The 15,387-nt window shown below is 74.7% G+C and carries 18 protein-coding genes; 6 read left to right on the top strand and 12 right to left on the bottom strand.

From position 1 onward, the window contains the following. Window positions 1-119: 119 nt before the first annotated feature. The 3 genes from ABZX30_RS35480 to ABZX30_RS35490 all read right to left on the bottom strand — a co-directional run bounded on the left by ABZX30_RS35480 (window position 120) and on the right by ABZX30_RS35490 (window position 3,244). Window positions 120-665, bottom strand: a complete 546-nt coding sequence (locus tag ABZX30_RS35480) for a hypothetical protein (protein ID WP_355941749.1) — start codon at window positions 663-665, stop codon at window positions 120-122. A gap of 36 nt (window positions 666-701) precedes the next feature. Continuing rightward, window positions 702-1,583, bottom strand: coding sequence for a YegS/Rv2252/BmrU family lipid kinase (locus tag ABZX30_RS35485; protein ID WP_355941752.1), 882 nt, complete (start codon window positions 1,581-1,583; stop codon window positions 702-704). Window positions 1,584-1,648: 65 nt separating this feature from the next. Further along, window positions 1,649-3,244, bottom strand: coding sequence for an FAD-binding oxidoreductase (locus ABZX30_RS35490; RefSeq protein WP_355941794.1), 1,596 nt, complete (start codon window positions 3,242-3,244; stop codon window positions 1,649-1,651). Between the two features lie 127 nt (window positions 3,245-3,371). On the opposite strand from ABZX30_RS35490, the gene ABZX30_RS35495 reads away from it, so the two are divergent. From ABZX30_RS35495 to ABZX30_RS35510, 4 genes are all read left to right on the top strand, one after another. Beyond that, the gene (locus tag ABZX30_RS35495) at window positions 3,372-3,932 is read left to right on the top strand and encodes a helix-turn-helix domain-containing protein (protein WP_355941797.1); all 561 of its coding nucleotides are present in this window, start codon (window positions 3,372-3,374) and stop codon (window positions 3,930-3,932) included. Next, a complete protein-coding gene (locus tag ABZX30_RS35500) occupies window positions 3,929-5,515 on the top strand; it encodes a glycerol-3-phosphate dehydrogenase/oxidase (RefSeq protein WP_355941755.1) in 1,587 nt (528 codons plus the stop codon). Before ABZX30_RS35495 ends, ABZX30_RS35500 begins: the two co-directional genes overlap by 4 nt. Window positions 5,516-5,610: 95 nt before the next feature. Beyond that, window positions 5,611-5,772, top strand: coding sequence for a hypothetical protein (locus ABZX30_RS35505; RefSeq protein WP_355941758.1), 162 nt, complete (start codon window positions 5,611-5,613; stop codon window positions 5,770-5,772). A gap of 3 nt (window positions 5,773-5,775) precedes the next feature. After that, window positions 5,776-6,051, top strand: a complete 276-nt coding sequence (locus ABZX30_RS35510; RefSeq protein ID WP_355941761.1) for a DUF4190 domain-containing protein — start codon at window positions 5,776-5,778, stop codon at window positions 6,049-6,051. 30 nt (window positions 6,052-6,081) lie between these two features. Here the strand turns inward: ABZX30_RS35510 and ABZX30_RS35515 are convergent, their stop codons facing one another. After that, window positions 6,082-6,492: an ATP-binding protein gene (locus tag ABZX30_RS35515; RefSeq protein ID WP_355941800.1), complete on the bottom strand. Its 411-nt coding sequence runs from the start codon at window positions 6,490-6,492 to the stop codon at window positions 6,082-6,084. A gap of 185 nt (window positions 6,493-6,677) precedes the next feature. Here ABZX30_RS35515 and ABZX30_RS35520 point away from each other — a divergent pair, with 185 nt between their 5' ends. Beyond that, on the top strand, window positions 6,678-7,175 hold the full coding sequence (locus ABZX30_RS35520; RefSeq protein ID WP_355941764.1) for a MarR family transcriptional regulator: 498 nt from the start codon (window positions 6,678-6,680) through the stop codon (window positions 7,173-7,175). A gap of 58 nt (window positions 7,176-7,233) precedes the next feature. Here ABZX30_RS35520 and ABZX30_RS35525 read toward each other — a convergent pair whose 3' ends face one another. The 6 genes from ABZX30_RS35525 to ABZX30_RS35550 all read right to left on the bottom strand — a co-directional run bounded on the left by ABZX30_RS35525 (window position 7,234) and on the right by ABZX30_RS35550 (window position 13,062). Continuing rightward, complete coding sequence (locus ABZX30_RS35525) at window positions 7,234-8,952, bottom strand: GAF domain-containing SpoIIE family protein phosphatase (RefSeq protein WP_355941767.1); 1,719 nt, start codon at window positions 8,950-8,952, stop codon at window positions 7,234-7,236. After that, complete coding sequence (locus ABZX30_RS35530) at window positions 8,936-10,009, bottom strand: SpoIIE family protein phosphatase (RefSeq protein WP_355941770.1); 1,074 nt, start codon at window positions 10,007-10,009, stop codon at window positions 8,936-8,938. The genes ABZX30_RS35525 and ABZX30_RS35530 overlap by 17 nt, the downstream gene beginning before the upstream one ends. Further along, on the bottom strand, window positions 10,006-10,455 hold the full coding sequence (locus tag ABZX30_RS35535) for an ATP-binding protein (RefSeq protein ID WP_355941773.1): 450 nt from the start codon (window positions 10,453-10,455) through the stop codon (window positions 10,006-10,008). The genes ABZX30_RS35530 and ABZX30_RS35535 overlap by 4 nt, the downstream gene beginning before the upstream one ends. Next, window positions 10,452-10,865: an STAS domain-containing protein gene (locus ABZX30_RS35540; protein ID WP_355941776.1), complete on the bottom strand. Its 414-nt coding sequence runs from the start codon at window positions 10,863-10,865 to the stop codon at window positions 10,452-10,454. Before ABZX30_RS35540 ends, ABZX30_RS35535 begins: the two co-directional genes overlap by 4 nt. Next, window positions 10,862-11,761 carry an STAS domain-containing protein gene (locus ABZX30_RS35545; RefSeq protein ID WP_355941779.1) on the bottom strand — a complete coding sequence of 300 codons (900 nt, stop codon included), beginning with the start codon at window positions 11,759-11,761 and terminating at the stop codon, window positions 10,862-10,864. The genes ABZX30_RS35540 and ABZX30_RS35545 overlap by 4 nt, the downstream gene beginning before the upstream one ends. A 155-nt stretch (window positions 11,762-11,916) precedes the next feature. Continuing rightward, window positions 11,917-13,062: a PP2C family protein-serine/threonine phosphatase gene (locus tag ABZX30_RS35550; RefSeq protein ID WP_355941782.1), complete on the bottom strand. Its 1,146-nt coding sequence runs from the start codon at window positions 13,060-13,062 to the stop codon at window positions 11,917-11,919. 199 nt (window positions 13,063-13,261) lie between these two features. Here ABZX30_RS35550 and ABZX30_RS35555 point away from each other — a divergent pair, with 199 nt between their 5' ends. Further along, window positions 13,262-13,747 (top strand): MarR family transcriptional regulator, encoded by a 486-nt coding sequence (locus ABZX30_RS35555; protein ID WP_355941785.1) that lies wholly within the window; start codon window positions 13,262-13,264, stop codon window positions 13,745-13,747. 187 nt (window positions 13,748-13,934) lie between these two features. Here the strand turns inward: ABZX30_RS35555 and ABZX30_RS35560 are convergent, their stop codons facing one another. Further along, the gene (locus tag ABZX30_RS35560; RefSeq protein ID WP_355941788.1) at window positions 13,935-15,113 is read right to left on the bottom strand and encodes a GDSL-type esterase/lipase family protein; all 1,179 of its coding nucleotides are present in this window, start codon (window positions 15,111-15,113) and stop codon (window positions 13,935-13,937) included. A gap of 19 nt (window positions 15,114-15,132) precedes the next feature. Further along, a partial coding sequence (locus ABZX30_RS35565) for a TetR-like C-terminal domain-containing protein (RefSeq protein ID WP_355941791.1) occupies window positions 15,133-15,387 on the bottom strand: 255 nt, incomplete at its 5' end.

Here is a 15,387-nt window from a genome sequence, read left to right on the forward strand (position 1 = left end):
CCGCAGGGGCCCCGGGCAGCCCCCTCCGCGCCGCCCCCCCCGGGCCCGGGCCCGCCGCCGGGCGGCCCCTGGCGCGCGGCAGCACAAGAACACGGCGGGGAGCGCTGTCGTCACCCGGTTCAGGACGCGTGGCGGAAGACCGCGGCCGGGCCGACCGCGCCGGGACCGAACCTGGCACGGACGCGGTCCATGGCCGCCTCCGCGGCCAGACGGGACGCGCGGGCGGGGTCCAGGCTCAGCTGCTCGGCGACCTGGCCGGCGTCGAGCAGGCCGTCCGCCTTCAGGGCCAGCGCGACGAGCCGGCCGCGTTGCAGTCCGGCGGCGTCCAGCAGCCGGTGGGCGATCACGCGCAGGTCCTCGTCGTGCGCGGACGGCTCGGGCAGGCGCCGGGTCGTCTCCCACCCGGCCCCGCCCACGAACCGCAGCGTCAGCGTGAGGGCGCCGGCCGCCTGTCCGCGCAGGCGCAGCAGGTGCCCGAGCCGTACGACGAGGTCGAGCAGGGCGGCGCGCACGGTGCCGCCGTCGAGGGTGTGCCGGGGGAAGGTGTGGCGCACGGCCAGGGAGGCGGGCAGCGCACGGGGGACGACGGGGCGGGGGTCGACGCCCCGGGCCCGGTCGGCGGCCAGCCGTCCCGCTCTGCGGTGTGGGAGGTGGCTCGGCGGCACTCGCGGACGGTGTCCCGGTGTCACACTCCCGGGACGTCAGTACAGAATCTTCAGCGCGCCGGGCAGCACCCTCGCCGTGACGGGCAGGACCGCCTCGACCTCTCCGTCGGCTCCGTAGGGCACCTCGCGGTCGGCCTCGATACGGATCTCCCGGCCGCGCAGGACGCGGACCTCGGGCCGCTCGACGTGGGCGCCGGAGGCCAGCTCGTTCATCAGGGTGAAGAACAGCCGGCGCGGCGCCTGATGGATCATCACGACCTCGAGCAGGCCGTCGTCCACGCGGGCGGCGGGGGCGATCATGCGTCCGGAGCCGTAGTAGGGGGAGTTGGCGGCGACGACCGTGTAGCCGCGGTGGGCGTGGGTCCGGCCGTCGACGGTGACCCGGTAGTCCACCGGGCGCCAGGTGGTCACGGCCCGCAGGCCGCCCGCGTAGTAGGAGGCGGCGCCGCGCAGCAGCCGGGCCCGGTTGGCGTGGCGGTTGGCGAGCGCGTCGACCCCCGCGTACACGCTGCCCAGCACGGTGGTCCTGTCGTGGGCGGCCGACCGCAGCTCGATGGTGTCCACCGCGCGCGGCTCTTCTTCCAGCAGGAGCCGGGCGAGGGCGTCGGGGTCGGCGGGCAGGCCCAGGGCCCTGGCGAAGTCGTTGCCCCGGCCGGCCGGGACGAGGCCGAGCACGGTGCCGGTGCCGCTCAGCGCGCCGCCGACGCCGCCGGCGATGCCGTCGCCGCCGACCGCCAGCACCACCCGCCCCCGTTCCCCCGCGCGGCGGGCGATGTCCTGGGCGTGCGCCAGGCTGCGGCTGTACTCCGTCTCCAGCTCCGCCCCGGCCTCCCGGAGCACACGGGCCACCCGGAGCAGGGCGGCCGCCGCGCCCGCTGATCCCGCAGTGGGGTTGACGACGGCGGTGAACTGTCGCATGGGGTGCGCCTCCGGGACGGTGATGCGGGCGGGTGGAGCGGGTCGTGCGGTGCGCGCGGGGCGGGTCAGTCGGTGGGCAGCAGGACGCCGGGGCTGAGGATGTGCCCGGGGTCCAGGCGCTGCTTGACGGCCCGGAGGGCGGCGACGCCGAGGGGTCCGGCCTCGCGGACGTACCAGTCGCGGTGGTCGGTGCCCACGCCGTGGTGGTGGCTGATGGTGCCGCCGGCGGCGAGGATCGCCTCGCCCGCCGCCCGCTTGGCCGGGGCCCAGTGGGCGACCGGGTCGTCTCCCTGGGCGGAGACGATGGTGAAGTACAGCGAGGCGCCGTTCTCGTAGACGTGCGAGATGTGGCACATGACCAGGGGCGGGGTGCCGGCGTCGGTGAGCGTCGTGGTCAGTGCGGTGCGGACGGCGGCGTACAGCTCGGGCAGGCGCGACCAGAAGGCGGCGGTCTCCAGCGTCTCCGCGAAGGCTCCCGCGTCGAGCAGCGAGTCCCTCAGGTAGGGCGCCGCGTAGCGGCCGTGCGCCCAGCGTTCGCCCGGCTCCGTACCGGCGTAGCTGCCGCCGCACTCGCGCAGGACGGCGGCGGCCCGTTCCCGGCGGTGGCCGGTGTCCTCCTCGGTGCCCTCGTAGCCGGCGATCGCCAGGCATCCGGCGTTCGGCGGCGCCCCCTTGGAGCCGATCGCGTCGGGCTGCGCGAGGCCGACCAGCGTCTCGGTCTCGTCGGACAGGCGCAGCACCGTGGGGCGCGGGCCGTCCTGGGCGAGCCGCCGCAGCGCGGCGGTGCCCTCCTCGAAGGAGGCGAAGCGCCAGCCCTCGTACCGGCGGACGTCCGGCAGGGGGCGTACCCGGACGGTGACGGAGGTGATGACGCCGAACGCGCCCTCGGAACCGAGGACGAGCTGGCGCAGGTCGGGCCCGGCGGCGGAGCGGGGAGCGCGGCCGGTCTCGAGGGTGCCTTCGGGGGTGGCGAGGGTGAGGCCGAGCACCATCTCGTCGAAGCGCCCGTATCCGGCGGAGGCCTGTCCGCTGGAGCGGGCGGCGGCGAACCCGCCGATGGTGGCCCACTCGTAGGACTGCGGGAAGTGCCCCAGGGTGAAGCCGTGCCCGGCCAGCAGCGCCTCGGCCTCGGGTGCGCGCAGGCCGGGTTGCAGGGTGGCGGTGCGGGAGACGGGGTCGACGGCGAGCAGCCGGTTCATGCGGCGCAGGTCCAGGGCGACGAACGGGACCCGCCGTGCGGGGGCGAGGCCGCCGACGACGGAGGTGCCGCCGCCGAACGGGACCGCGGCGAGGCCGTGCGCGGTGCACGCGCGCAGGACGGCGAGTACGTCGTCGTGCCGGGCCGGGAGGACGACGGCCGCGGGCATGTCCTGGACGTCCCCGGCCCGGATGCGGAGCAGGTCGGGCGTGGACTTGCCGCGGGTGTGCCGCAGCCGGGTCTCCGGGTCGGTACGGACGTGCTCGGCGCCGCCCACGGCCGCGGACAGCGCCCGGAGCACCGCGGTGCCGAGCGGTGCGGCGGGCACGGGGATGCCGCCCGGCCGCGGCGGTTCGGCCGGGCGCGGCTTGACGCCCAGCAGGTCCCGCAGCAGTCCGGTCACCGTCTCGGGCAGCGGTGCCGCCTTGGCCGGGTCACCCCAGCCACTCCACAGCATGTCCATGACGGTCGTCCTCATCGCTCGCTTCCGGGGCGTTACACTGTTACACATGACGCCTATTCGTCACAACCAGCGGAACGACAGCCGACGGGACGACAGCCGGGACGACGACCAGCGGGACAGCGACCCGGTGCTCGACGCGGTGCGCGACTGCGTACTGGCCGTCGGGGTCCGTCGCACGACCCTGACCGACGTGGCGCGCCGGGCGGGCGTCTCACGCATGACCCTGTACCGGCGCTGGCCCGACGTCCGCTCCCTCGTCGGGGACCTCATGACGCGTGAATGGGTCGACGTGGCCCTGCGGGCGATGCCGGAGCGCAGAGCGGACCGGTCCACCCGGGACCTGATCGTCGACGGACTGGTGGACGGAGTGGAGGCCTTCCGCGCCCACCCGCTGTTCCGCAAGATCATCGACGTCGATCCGGAACTGCTCCTGCCGTACGTGCTGGACCGTCGCGGCGCCAGCCAGGACGCCCTGCTGGAGCTGCTGGCCGGCGCCCTGCGCGACGGGCACGCCGACGGTTCGGTGCGGGCCTGCCCCGTGCAGCGGCAGGCCCGCTCGCTGCTGCTGGTCGTCCAGTCCTTCACCCTGTCGCTGCGGACCATGACCGACGAGGACGACCCGGACCTGACCACCGCCGCCTTCCTCGCGGAGCTGCGGACCGTCCTGGAGAGGACCCTCACCCCATGAGACCCACCAGCAGCTCGTCCCTGTCCGCCGCGCGCCGCTCACGCGAGCTGGCCGCGACCGTCGGCGGCCCCGTGGCGGACGTCCTGGTGGTCGGCCTCGGTGCCACCGGCGCCGGAGCCGCCCTGGACGCCGCGGCCCGCGGGCTCTCGGTCGTCGCCGTCGACGCCCACGACCTCGCCTTCGGCACCTCGCGCTGGAGCTCGAAGCTCATCCACGGCGGCCTGCGCTACCTGGCGTCCGCGCAGTTCGACGTGGCCCACGAGAGCGCCGTGGAACGGGGGGTGCTGATGCGGCGCACCGCGCCGCACCTGGTCCGGCCCCAGCCGTTCGTGCTGCCGCTCACCCCCTTGGTCTCGCGCGGCCAGGCCGCCCTCGCCCAGGCCGGCTTCCGGGCCGGCGACGCCCTGCGCCTGGCGGCCCGCACGTCCCGCGCCACCCTGCCCGCGCCCCGCCGGCTGTCCGCGGTGGAGACCCGCCACCTGGCCCCCGCACTGCGCACCGACGGCCTGCGCGGCGGCCTGCTGTCCTGGGACGGCCGGCTCACCGACGACGCCCGCCTGGTGACCGCGCTCGCCCGCACCGCCGCCGCCCACGGCGCGCGCGTCCTGACCCGGGTCCGGGCACTCCGGCTGAACGCCGCCGGCGCCCGCGTCCGTGACGAGCTCACCGGCGAGGAGGGCGAGATCAGGGCCCGCGCGGTGGTCAACGCCTCCGGTGTGTGGGCGGGCGGCCTGGTCGAGGGCATCCGGATCCGGCCGTCCCGGGGCACCCATCTGGTGCTGCGCGCCGAGCGGCTCGGGCCGCTGCCGGCGGGACTGCACATCCCGGTCCCCGGCGAGACCAACCGCTTCGTGCTCGTCCTGCCGCAGGGCGACGGCCGGGTCTACGTCGGTCTCACCGACGAACCCGTCGAGGGCCCCGTCCCCGACGTCCCGGAGGTACCGGAGACGGACATCGGCTTCCTGCTCGACGTGCTCGGCTCCGTCCTGGACGCCCCGGTGCGGCGCGACGACGTCGTGGGCGCGTTCGCGGGCCTGCGTCCGCTGCTGGACACCGCGCCGCAGGGGCCGGGCGAGGCGGCCGGGACCGCCGACATCTCCCGCCGGCACGCGGTACTGACCTCCGAGGAGGGCGTCGTCACGGTGGTCGGGGGCAAGCTCACCACGTACCGGCGCATGGCCGAGGACGCCGTCGACGCCGCCGTCACGGCGCACCGCCTGCCGGCCGGCCCGTCCCCCACCGCCGCCCTCCCGCTCGTCGGTGCCGCGGCTCCGTCCCGGCTGGGCACGCTGCCCGCGCCCCGGCGCCTGGTCCGGCGCTACGGCACCGAGGCCGTGGCGGTGCACTCCCTGGCCGCCGGGGACCGCCGGCTGGGCGAGCCCGTCGTGCCCGGTCATCCCGTCACCGGCGCCGAACTGCTGTGGGCCGCACGCCACGAGGGCGCGCTCGACACCGCGGACCTCCTCGACCGGCGCACCCGCATCGGCCTCGTCCCCGAGGACCGCGCCGCGGCACTGGACGCCGCCCGCCGGATTCTGGACGATGCCCGGGCGCACCTGCGTGACGGGGCCGATTGCGGGTAACCCGCGATGTCATGAACGCGTTGAGGAAGTCGAGCAAACGGCCGAGCAGTCGTCAGCACCGTGCCACCGGCCCGGCCGAAGGCGGGAGGTAGCCCGTGCTCTTCCTGGTCGCCGCCCTGCTCCTGCTGGGCATCGTCGTGGGGGCCGCCGCGTACCTCCCCTGGCCCGTCACGGTCGTCCTGGGCACGCTGATCGCCCTCTGGCTGCTGGTCTTCGCGGCGCGGGAACGGCGCCGCCGCGGGACGAGGGGGGCGTAGGCGATGCGACTGACCGCACCTCCCTCGCGCCGGACGGGCCGGCGGGACACCGAGGGGATGGCCGTGGCCTCCTTCGTCCTCGGGCTCGTCGGCCTGCTCGTCCTCAACCTCGTCCTCGGCCCGATCGCGATCGTGCTGGCCGTCATCGCGCTGCGGCGGGGCACCCCGCGCCGGTTCCGGGCCCTGCTCGGTCTCGGACTGGGCATAGCGGACCTCGTGGTCCTCGCCGTGCTGACGGCCGTGCACGGCACGGCGTCATGGGGTTTCTGGGGCGGATAGGTGCCTCGTCCGCGCCGGGCCGCCCCGCCCTCAGTCCAGCAGCGCGATCCGCGCGGTGACACGTTTGCCCACCGGCTCCCGCTGCGCCTCGAATCCCTGGCAGACGGCCATCACGATCTCCAGGCCGTGCTGGCCGACGCGCCCCGGGTCGGCGGCCCGCACCACGGGCAGGACCGGATCGCTGTCCCAGACGACGACCTCCACCAGGCCGCCGGCGATCCTCAGGTCCAGCAGCACCGGACCCGGGGCGTACTTGCGCGCGTTGGTGACCAGTTCGCTGGTCACCAGCCGGGCGAGTTCCACCGCGCGCGGGGAGACCGGCAGCCCGTGCTCGGCCTGCGCCCGTGTCAGGAACCCGGCCGCCAGGCGACGGGCCTGGGCGATGCACCCGTCGTCGTCGTCCAGGGCCGCCGTGGCCTGTATCGGCACGGCGTCCGGCATGATGCCGTCGCCCCGGGTGGCCGGCGCCACTTCGTCTTCCGTCACCGCGATGCTCACGCCACGCGTCTACCCCGGTATCCGCCGTACACGCCCCCTTCCCCGGCGGCTTGCGCCGCGGCTCGTCGGGTACTGCGAGGGGAGTGAGGTGACACCCGTACGGCGTGGAGCTGAGGAAAAGTGATGTCGTGACCCATCTCGGCGAGCCCGGCGAGGAGCGGGCGGACATACGGGGCGACGGCCCGGAGGCCATCGCCCGGGAGATCTTCGACGCCGTGGAGCACCTGACGACCCTGTGGGCGCTCGCCGCCCAGGAGGCGGCCCTGCGGTTGTCCCTGCACCAGTTGCGTGCGCTGCGGGCTCTCGAGACGGCGCCGGGCGTGAACCTGACCGCGCTGGCGCAACGGCTGGACATAGGAATGCCGACCGCCAGCCGGTTGTGCGACCGGCTGGAGGCGGCCGGACTGCTCGAGCGCGCCTTGCACCCGCACAAGCGACGCGAGGTCCGGCTGAGCCTCACCGCCCACGGGCGGCACGTCCTCGCCGATGTCGCCGCCCGCCGCGGACAGGCCCTGGCGGCGGCCCTGGCAGCGATGCGACCCGCCGAACGCACCGCGCTGAGGCGCGGTCTGAACGCCTTCCTCGCGAGCCGGGAGACCGGACTGCCCGAACAGCGCGAACGCTAGGCCCTCTCGCCGAAGTCCCCTCGTCCGCCCGGGAAACGGACCTCACGGGGCACTACACCTAGGGCGCCGTGCGGCACAGCAGGAGGCAGATGTCGTCGTCGCGTTCGGAGTCGTGCAGCATCGGCTTGAGCAGCGAGTCGGCACAGGCGTCGAGGTCCTCCAGCTCCGCCGCGCTCAGCGCGGCAAGCGCGTGGGCGAGGCGCTCGATGCCCGGATCGATGCCGTGCGCCCGGCGCTCGACCAGTCCGTCCGTGTACAGGGCGACGGTGGAGCCGGGCCCGACGCGGACCACGTGGTCCTCGTACTCGTAGGCGAGCGGCACCCCGAGCATGATGCCCGGTTTGGTGTCCAGCACCCGCACCTCGCCGTCGGGCGAGCGCACCACGGCCGGCGGGTGCCCGGCGGCCGACCAGACGACCTCGGGGTCGCCGGGCCGGAACCGGGCGATGACGGCGGTGGCGTACAGATCGGGCTGCTGGTGACGGAGCATGTGGTGCAGCCGGGTCAGGATGCGGGCGGGGCTGTCGCCCTCGACGGCGTAGGCGCGCAGCGCGGTGCGCAGTTGCCCCATGATCACTGCCGCGCGCAGCCCGTGCCCGGTGACATCCCCTATGACGGCGAGCACGCTGCCGTCGGGCTGGGCGAAGGCGTCGTACCAGTCGCCGCCGATGTTCAGGCCGTGGGTGGCGGGCAGATAGCGTGCGGCCAGGAACAGCCCTTCGGCCGCCGGGAGTTCGGTCAGCTGCGCGCGCTGCAGGGCCTCGGCGGTGTCCCGGTGCTGTTCGTAGCGGCGGGCGTTGTCCAGGGCGATGGCCAGGCGCCGGGCCAGTTCCAGGAGCATGACGCAGGTGTCCGGGTCGAAACGGGGACCGGGCGCGGTCAGCGTCAGCACGCCCAGGACACTGCGCGCGGTGAGCGGGATGCACAGCAGCGGCCGGTCGGGGGAGAGCACGGAGGGCGGATGGTCCTCGACCCCGGGGAGGGCGCCGGGGTGCTCGGCGGCGTGCTGGGGGCGTCCGGTGCGGGCGGCGGTGACGGCGGCGGCCGGGCGGTCGCCGTGGTGGACCGCCTGCTCGTCGTCGTCGAAGATCCAGATGTCTGCCTGGGCGGCGTACTCGGGGACGAGGAGCCGGGGCAGCCGGCGCAGGATGTCCTCGTGGTCCAGCGAGGAGGTGACGACGGCGCTGGCGGTGGTCAGGAAGGTCAGCAGCCGCCGCGCGTTCTCCGCCGCGGCCCGCGCGGTCCGTTCGGCGTCGAGGAGTTCCCGCTGGGCGCGGGAGGCGGCGTCGAGTTCCGCGTGGAGGGCCAGGACGCCCTGGTTCGTCTGGTGGAGCTCCTCGCGGTGGAACCGGACCAGTTCCTCCAGCTCGTCGAGCCCGCCGAGGGCGGCCGCGGTGTCCTCGTCGGCGGCCAGGAGGGCTTCGGCGAGCTCCGCCGCGTCCGGCCCGGCCGGGTGGTCCGACGCGGCCGGCCACCCGGGGCCGTGGCAGGTCAGCGTGGACTGCCAGGGCGGTGCGTCCTCCGCCCAGGAGCCGGCCGGCCGGACCTCCACCCGGATCCGCCGGTCCGCGTCGGCGGCGGCCCGCTCGGCGGTGACGACGAGTTCCGCGCCGCCCTGGGCGAGGCACTGCCGCAGCCGGTCGGTGAGCGCCGTCAGGAAGCGGGCGCGTTCGAGGACGGGGACCTCGGCGGCCGTCGCGAGGCGTGCGGCGGCGGCGCGGGCACGGGCCGCGTCGGACACGGATGCGATGTGCCAGACGTCAGAGACTGTGGTCATGGGTGCGGGTCCGGCGGTCGGGGGCGAGTACGGCCACGCTGGTGTCGTCGCGTACGGGTCGGGCGGGGCTGCTGGCGTCGCGCAGGATGACCGCGGCGACCACCGACGGGTCGTGGGTGAGGAGCCGGGGGTCGTCGGGCGGGGTCCAGCGGCTGGGCAGCCCGTCGCTGTGCAGGACGAGCAGACTGTCCCGGTGCCACGGCACCTGCCGCAGGGGCACGCCGGCCGGGAAGTGGGCGCCGACGATGCCGGGATGGGAGACGAGCGGCTGCCAGGCGCCGCCGTCGTACAGCCGGGCGCCGACGTTGCCGACACCGGCGAAGCCGAGTTCCCCGGCCTCCTCGTCGAGCTGGGCCACCGCGACGGCCGCGCCACGGGTGGGCCGCAGGGCGGTGTGCAGGCACCGCAGGAGTTCGACGGGCGGCAGGTGCGCGGCGCGGCACAGTTCGCCGACGGCGGCCGTCGAGGCCTCGGCCGCCTTGCCCCCGTGGCCGAGCCCGTCGGCCAGCATCAGGGTGGTACGCGGTCCGGAGCGCACCCAACTCCAGGCGTCCCCGGAGTGTTCCAGCCGGGCGAGGGCCACGTTGACGCCTCCGGCCCGGGCGCCGGGCGCGTCGTCCGCTCGGCCGGTGGTGGTCCGCTGGTCGATGCGGGCCGTCACCACCGTTCCCCGGCCGCGGGCGCTGTACAGGTCGAAGGCGCTGGAGATGCGCAGGCAGGTGCCCAGGCCCGCGCCGAGCGAGGTGTTCACGGTGGTGTAGCCGTCGCGCAGGGCGGCGCCGACGTCCACGATGCCGGGGCCGTGGTCGAGGGCGAAGAGCTGCACCGACGGTACGCGGGCGCCGTCGTCGGCCGGCGGCAGTTCGACGATGTTGATCAGCACCCGGCCGCCGCCCGCGTGTTTGAGCAGGTTGGTGGCCAGTTCGGTGGCGGCCAGCGCCGCGACCGCCGTGCGGTGCGCGTCCAGGCCGGCGTACGCGCCGGCCTCCTCGGCCGCGACCCGCACGTCCCGCACCCGGGTCGAGTCGTGCACCGGCACGTCCCACACCCGGCTCATCCCGGCTCCGGGCGGGCGGGGGGCACGGCGACGGCCCAGGCGACAACGGTGACGGTGGTGCCCCGGCCGGGCTCGGTGTCGACGGTCAGCTCGTGCACCAGCCGCTTGGCGCCGCTCAGGCCGAGGCCCAGGCCGCCCCCGGTGGTGTAGCCGTCGGTCATCGCCAGGTCCAGGTCCCGGATGCCGGGGCCGCTGTCGGCGAAGGACAGCTTGAGGCCGCGCGCGTGCCCGGAGTCCAGGGGGGTGATCTCCGCGTGCCCTCCGCCGCCGTGGACGAGGGTGTTGCGCGCCAGTTCGCTGGCGGCGGTGACCAGTTTCGTCTGCTGCACCAGACCGAAGCCGAGGCCGGCCGCCGTCTGGCGCACCTGCTGCCGCACCCAGGCCAGGTCCGCGTCCGAGCCGATGGGCAGCGTGACGGCCGCTGCGGGGCGGGAGGCCGGCGTCACGTGCCTCCCTTCCTTCTGTCGGCGAACGCCGTCGACGCGGGTACGGGCTGTCCGAGCAGCTCCAACGCGCGTTCGACGTCGAGGGCGGTGGTCATTCCTGGCAGGGTGAGCCCCAGTTCCACGAGGGTTATCGCCACGGCGGGCCGCATTCCGGCCAGTACCGTGCGGGCCGCCAGCAGCCGGGTGCCGGCGGCGATCTCGGCGAAGATCCGGCCGAGGAAGGAGTCGACGATGTCCACGCCGGAGACGTCGATCACCACACCGCTCACACCGGTGCGCGCGATGCGTTCCGTGATGTCCTGCTGGAGCTGCTCGGCCATCCCGTCGTGCAGCTCCCCCTGGACGGTGACCAGCAGAACGTCTCCCAGTGCCAGCACCGGGACCGTGGGACCGGGATGGGCACCGCTCACCGCGCGCTCACTCCGACGGCCGTGCTCGGGGAGACCTGGATGCCCTGCTGGCCGAGCGCGTAGGCGAGGGCGTCGGCCAGGGAAGCGCGGGTGAGCACCGTACCCAGGTCGATGCCGAGGTGCACGATGGTCTGCGCGATCGCGGGGCGGATGCCGGAGACGATGCACTCGGCGCCCATCAGCCGGGCCGCGGCCACCGTCTTCATCAGGTGCTGGGCGACGAGCGAGTCGACCGTGGAGACCCCGGTGATGTCGAGGATGGCGTACCGGGCGCGCTGGTCGACGATCGCCTCCAGCAGGCTCTCCATGACCACCTGGCTGCGGGCGCTGTCCAGGGTGCCGATGAGGGGCACCGCGACGGTGCCCTCCCACAGCTTGATCACCGGGGTGGCCACCTCGAGCAGTTGCTGCCGCTGGCGTGAGATCAGTTCCTCGCCCGCGCTGAGGGCGGTCTCCATCACGACCAGGCGCAGGGTGTCCAGCAGCACGGTCAGGGCCAGCAGGCTCTCGGTGACCTCCGGGCCGGACGGGTCGGCGTACTCACCGCGCAGCAGCTCGAGGGACGGGCGGCGCAGGGCGGCGACCTCGTTGGCGATCTGGGCCGGGGTGTATCCGGCGCGGGCCAGGGATGCGGACATCCGGCCGAGCTGATCGCGCACCTGGTCGAAGCCGGGTGCGGCGACGTCGTCCAGCCTTCCGGCGCGGGCCACCTCGGACAGGGCGTCCACCACGGACCTGCCCGCCTCGACCGCCTCGTCCCGGGATACGGTGAAGACCGTACGGAACAGGGTGGCGTCCGCCCAGCGCTGGGCGAGCTGCTCGCGGCGCCGCTCCAGGAAGTCACCCACCTGGTGTGCCGTGGGCTCGTCCGCCGCATGCTGGTCCGACACGTACATCGTCTCCCTACTGCACCGGCCGGCTGGCCTGCCGGTCGTCGTCCGCCGTCCTGGCCAGATTATTGCCTTATGACAAACATTAGCGCTGCGCCTCCCGCGTGAACAACACGCGATCTTCACGGTCGCGCAGGCCCCCTCTTCCTGCTCTGTGCCCGTCAGCGCCCGCGCCAGTCCAGACAGACCACCAAAGCGTCATCCTGCGGCTCGTTCCGGCCGCGGTGATCCGACAGCTCGCGCAGGACGGCACGCGGGACCTCGGCCGCGGGCAGCAGCCGCGTGGCGGTGATGGCCCTCGTCAGGGCGCTGTCCCCGTAGGCCTCTCCGCCGGGGGAGGCGGCCGTGTGGACGCCGTCGCTGACGAAGACGAGGCGGTCACCGGGCTCGACCTCGAACTCCTGTGCGACGTAGTCGGTCTCCTCGAACATGCCGAGCGGAAGCTGGGCCTCGGGAGTGACGCGTTCCACAGCGCCGCCGCGCAGCCGCAGCATGTGCGGGGAGCCCGCGTCGACGACCCAGGCGCGTCCCGTGGCGAGCTCGAATTCGAGCAGGAGCACCGAGAGGTAGCAGCGGCCCCGGTAGTGGGCGTAGACGGCCTGGTCGGCCAGGGCCGCCTGGTCGGCGATCGGGATGCCGGCCCGCCGCGCGTTGCGCAGCGCGTTGATGGCCAGGTTCGTCAGCAGGGAGGCCTCGATACCCTCCCCCATGCCGTTGGTGACGTACAGCATGAGGCGGTCCGCCGTCGCCGACCAGTCGAAGTTGTCCCCGAAGATGGCGTACGCCGGTTCCAGCTGCGCGCCCAGTTCGTACTCGGGGCGTGCGCAGGCGCGGCCCGGGAGCAGCTGCCACTGCATCTCGGCGGCGAGGGTGAGCCGGTCCTTGCGCCGTGCCTGCAGGTACACGTCGGTGTCCCGTTCGGCCACGACCAGTTCGTGGCCGAGCACCTCCGCGACGTCCGCCAGCTCCTGAAGGCAGTCACGCGCGTGTTCGCCGTCCGGCAGGGTGACTGACAGCACACCCAGCCGGTCGCCCCGTACGGTGACCGGCAGGTGTACGCGCGCCCGGCCGCGGACGGCCTCCACGTACGGCTCCTGGGCGCCGAAGGCCCGGCCGGCCGAGCCGCTGTGCGCCGGGACCGGATCGTGCTGGTACGGCGGCACGGACACCGGCTGCAGCACGGTCCCGCCGTAGTCGGCCATGAGCAGCTCGACGGATTCCGCCGCGTACCGGTCCGTCAGCACCTGACGGGCGGCGTCGAGCAGGGCATGGGGGGCCGCTCGGCGCAGAGCGCGCTCTGCGGCCACGAATCTGTTCACGATGGTAAACACACCAATCCTTCACCGAACACTTACGGGCCTCGTTCCCCTCGGAGGGCCGTTCAGGGCCGTTCAGTTCCGTTCAGTTCCACCGGACGACGACTCGGGTCGCCCCCGGACGGACAGGCCCTAGTAGGCTGGCGCCCGTCCCCGTGTCTGCGAGAGCCGTCCCCGTGTCTGCGAGAGTGTGACAGTGACCGCCTTCCGTCCCCGTCCGGAACCCGCCGAGGTCGCACGGGTGACCGCGACGGCCGCGGAACTGCTGGAAGTCCTGTGGGGCCGGGCGTCGACCGCGCCGGCGTCCGCCTCGCAGCTGCGGGTCCTGCTCATCCTGGAGCACCAGGAGGGCATCAACCTGCGCACGCTCGCTCAGTCCCTCGCCTCGACGCCACCCTCCACCAGCCGCCTGTGCGACCGACTGGAGGCCGCCGGCTTCGTCCGGCGCGTCATGAGCCCGGACGACCGGCGCGAGGTGCGCCTGCACCTCAGCAGCCGGGGCCGCGCCTTCCTCGCCGATCTGCGGACGCGCCGGGAGGGCACCCTGGAGTCGGTACTGGACCTGATGCCCGCCGCCAAGCGGACCGCGCTGCTGGAGGGGCTGGAGGCGTTCTGCGACGCGGCCGCCGCGCAGATACACGACGAAGCCCAGGGCCCCGGCAGCCGGACCGCCTGAACCATGAGCCGCGGCAGCGGCCGCGGGCACAGAGGGGCGTGCGCCGACCGGAACATGACGGATCCTTCCTTCCGCTGGATGTCTGTCCGCAGTACACGTACCCCGGCTCCGGGATTCTCGGCCCCCCTGTGGCCAAGGTCTCCGGCATTTCGCCCATATCAGACATCAAGCGGGCGGCGCGGCGGCCTCAGAGGGTGCCGAAGACCCCTCCGGGAGTGAAGACCAGCCCGGCGAAGCGCTCACCGATGCGGCGGTGGGTGACGGCGTCCGGGTGGAGGTCGTCGGGCAGCGGCAGCTCGGCGGAGTCGGCCTCTCCGTAGAGCTCGCGGCCGTCGAGGTGGTGCAGCCGGGGGTCGTCGGCCGCCCGCTGCGCCACGATCCGGGCGAGCTCCTCCCGGATGACACGCAGGGTCAGTTTCCCCGCGGCCGCCTCCGCCGGATCGCCCGCGGCCCGGAACCGCAGCCGGCCGGTACCGGGCGAGCCGGGGTCCAGGACGCTGGGGCCGGGCGTGTCCTCGTGGATGGGGCACAGAATGGGCGAGACGACCAGCAGGGGGGTGTCGGGGTGCCCTTCGCGGACGGTGTCGAGGAAGCCGTGGACGGCGGGGCCGAAGGCACGCAGGCGCATCAGGTCGGCGTTGACCAGGTTGATGCCGATCTTGACGCTGATCAGGTCGGCGGGGGTGTCGCGCAGGGTGCGGGCGGTGAACGGGTCGAGCAGGGCGCTGCCGCCGAGGCCCAGGTTGATCAGCTCGACACCGCCGAGACGGGCGGCCAGCGCGGGCCACGTGGTGGTGGGACTCGCGGCGTCGGAGCCGTGGCTGATCGAGCTGCCGTGGTGCAGCCACACCCTGCGGTCCGGGTCGGGTGCGGGCTCGACGGGGGCGTCGGTGCGCAGGGCGACGAGCTCGGTGGTCTCGTTGTGCGGGAGCCAGATCTCGATCTCCTTGACACCGCCGGGCAGGCCGGTGAAGCGCAGGGTGCCGACGGGGCCGGACTGCCGCTCGGCGGTCCAGGTGGCCATGTCGACGGTCACGGTGTCGCCGCCCGCCACGCTGCCCCGGCCGGCCGGGCGGCCGTTCACGAGGAGGTCGTACACGCCGTCCGGGCGGGGCGGGGCGCCCCGGTAGACGCGCTTGGTCGGCAGCGTGTCCAGTTCGACGGCCGTCGCCCGGGTGCGGAAGACCAGGCGTACGCCGGAGGGCTGGGCCTCGGCCATGGCCAGCTGCGGGTCGGCGCACTGGGCGCGGGCCCGGGCCGGGAGCCGGTGCGGCAGCAGGCCGCGCTCGGTGCGCTCCACGTCGAGGGCTCCGCGCAGGAGGTCCGGGGTGACGGGGGTGGTGATCCAGTGGTCCTGGGTGGGCATCGCGTGCAACCTGTTCCGTTCAGGGGGTCCCGCCGGCGGGCCAGTTCCGCAGCAGGGAGTCGAGGGCGTCGAGGATGCGGGACCAGCTCTCCTGCGAGTCGGGGGCGCTGTGGCTGAACCCGCCGGCCAGCTCGAGACCGACATAGCCGTGGAAGACGCTGCCCAGCAGCCGGACCGCGTGGGTCTGGTCGGGCTCCGTCAGGTCGTAGCCTCGCAGGACCGCCCGCGTCATCGCGGAGTGCCGGCCGCCCGCGCTGGCGGCCGCCGCCGCCGG

Source organism: Streptomyces sp. NPDC004542 (genome assembly GCF_040610035.1).
Classification (GTDB): Bacteria; Actinomycetota; Actinomycetes; order Streptomycetales; family Streptomycetaceae; genus Streptomyces.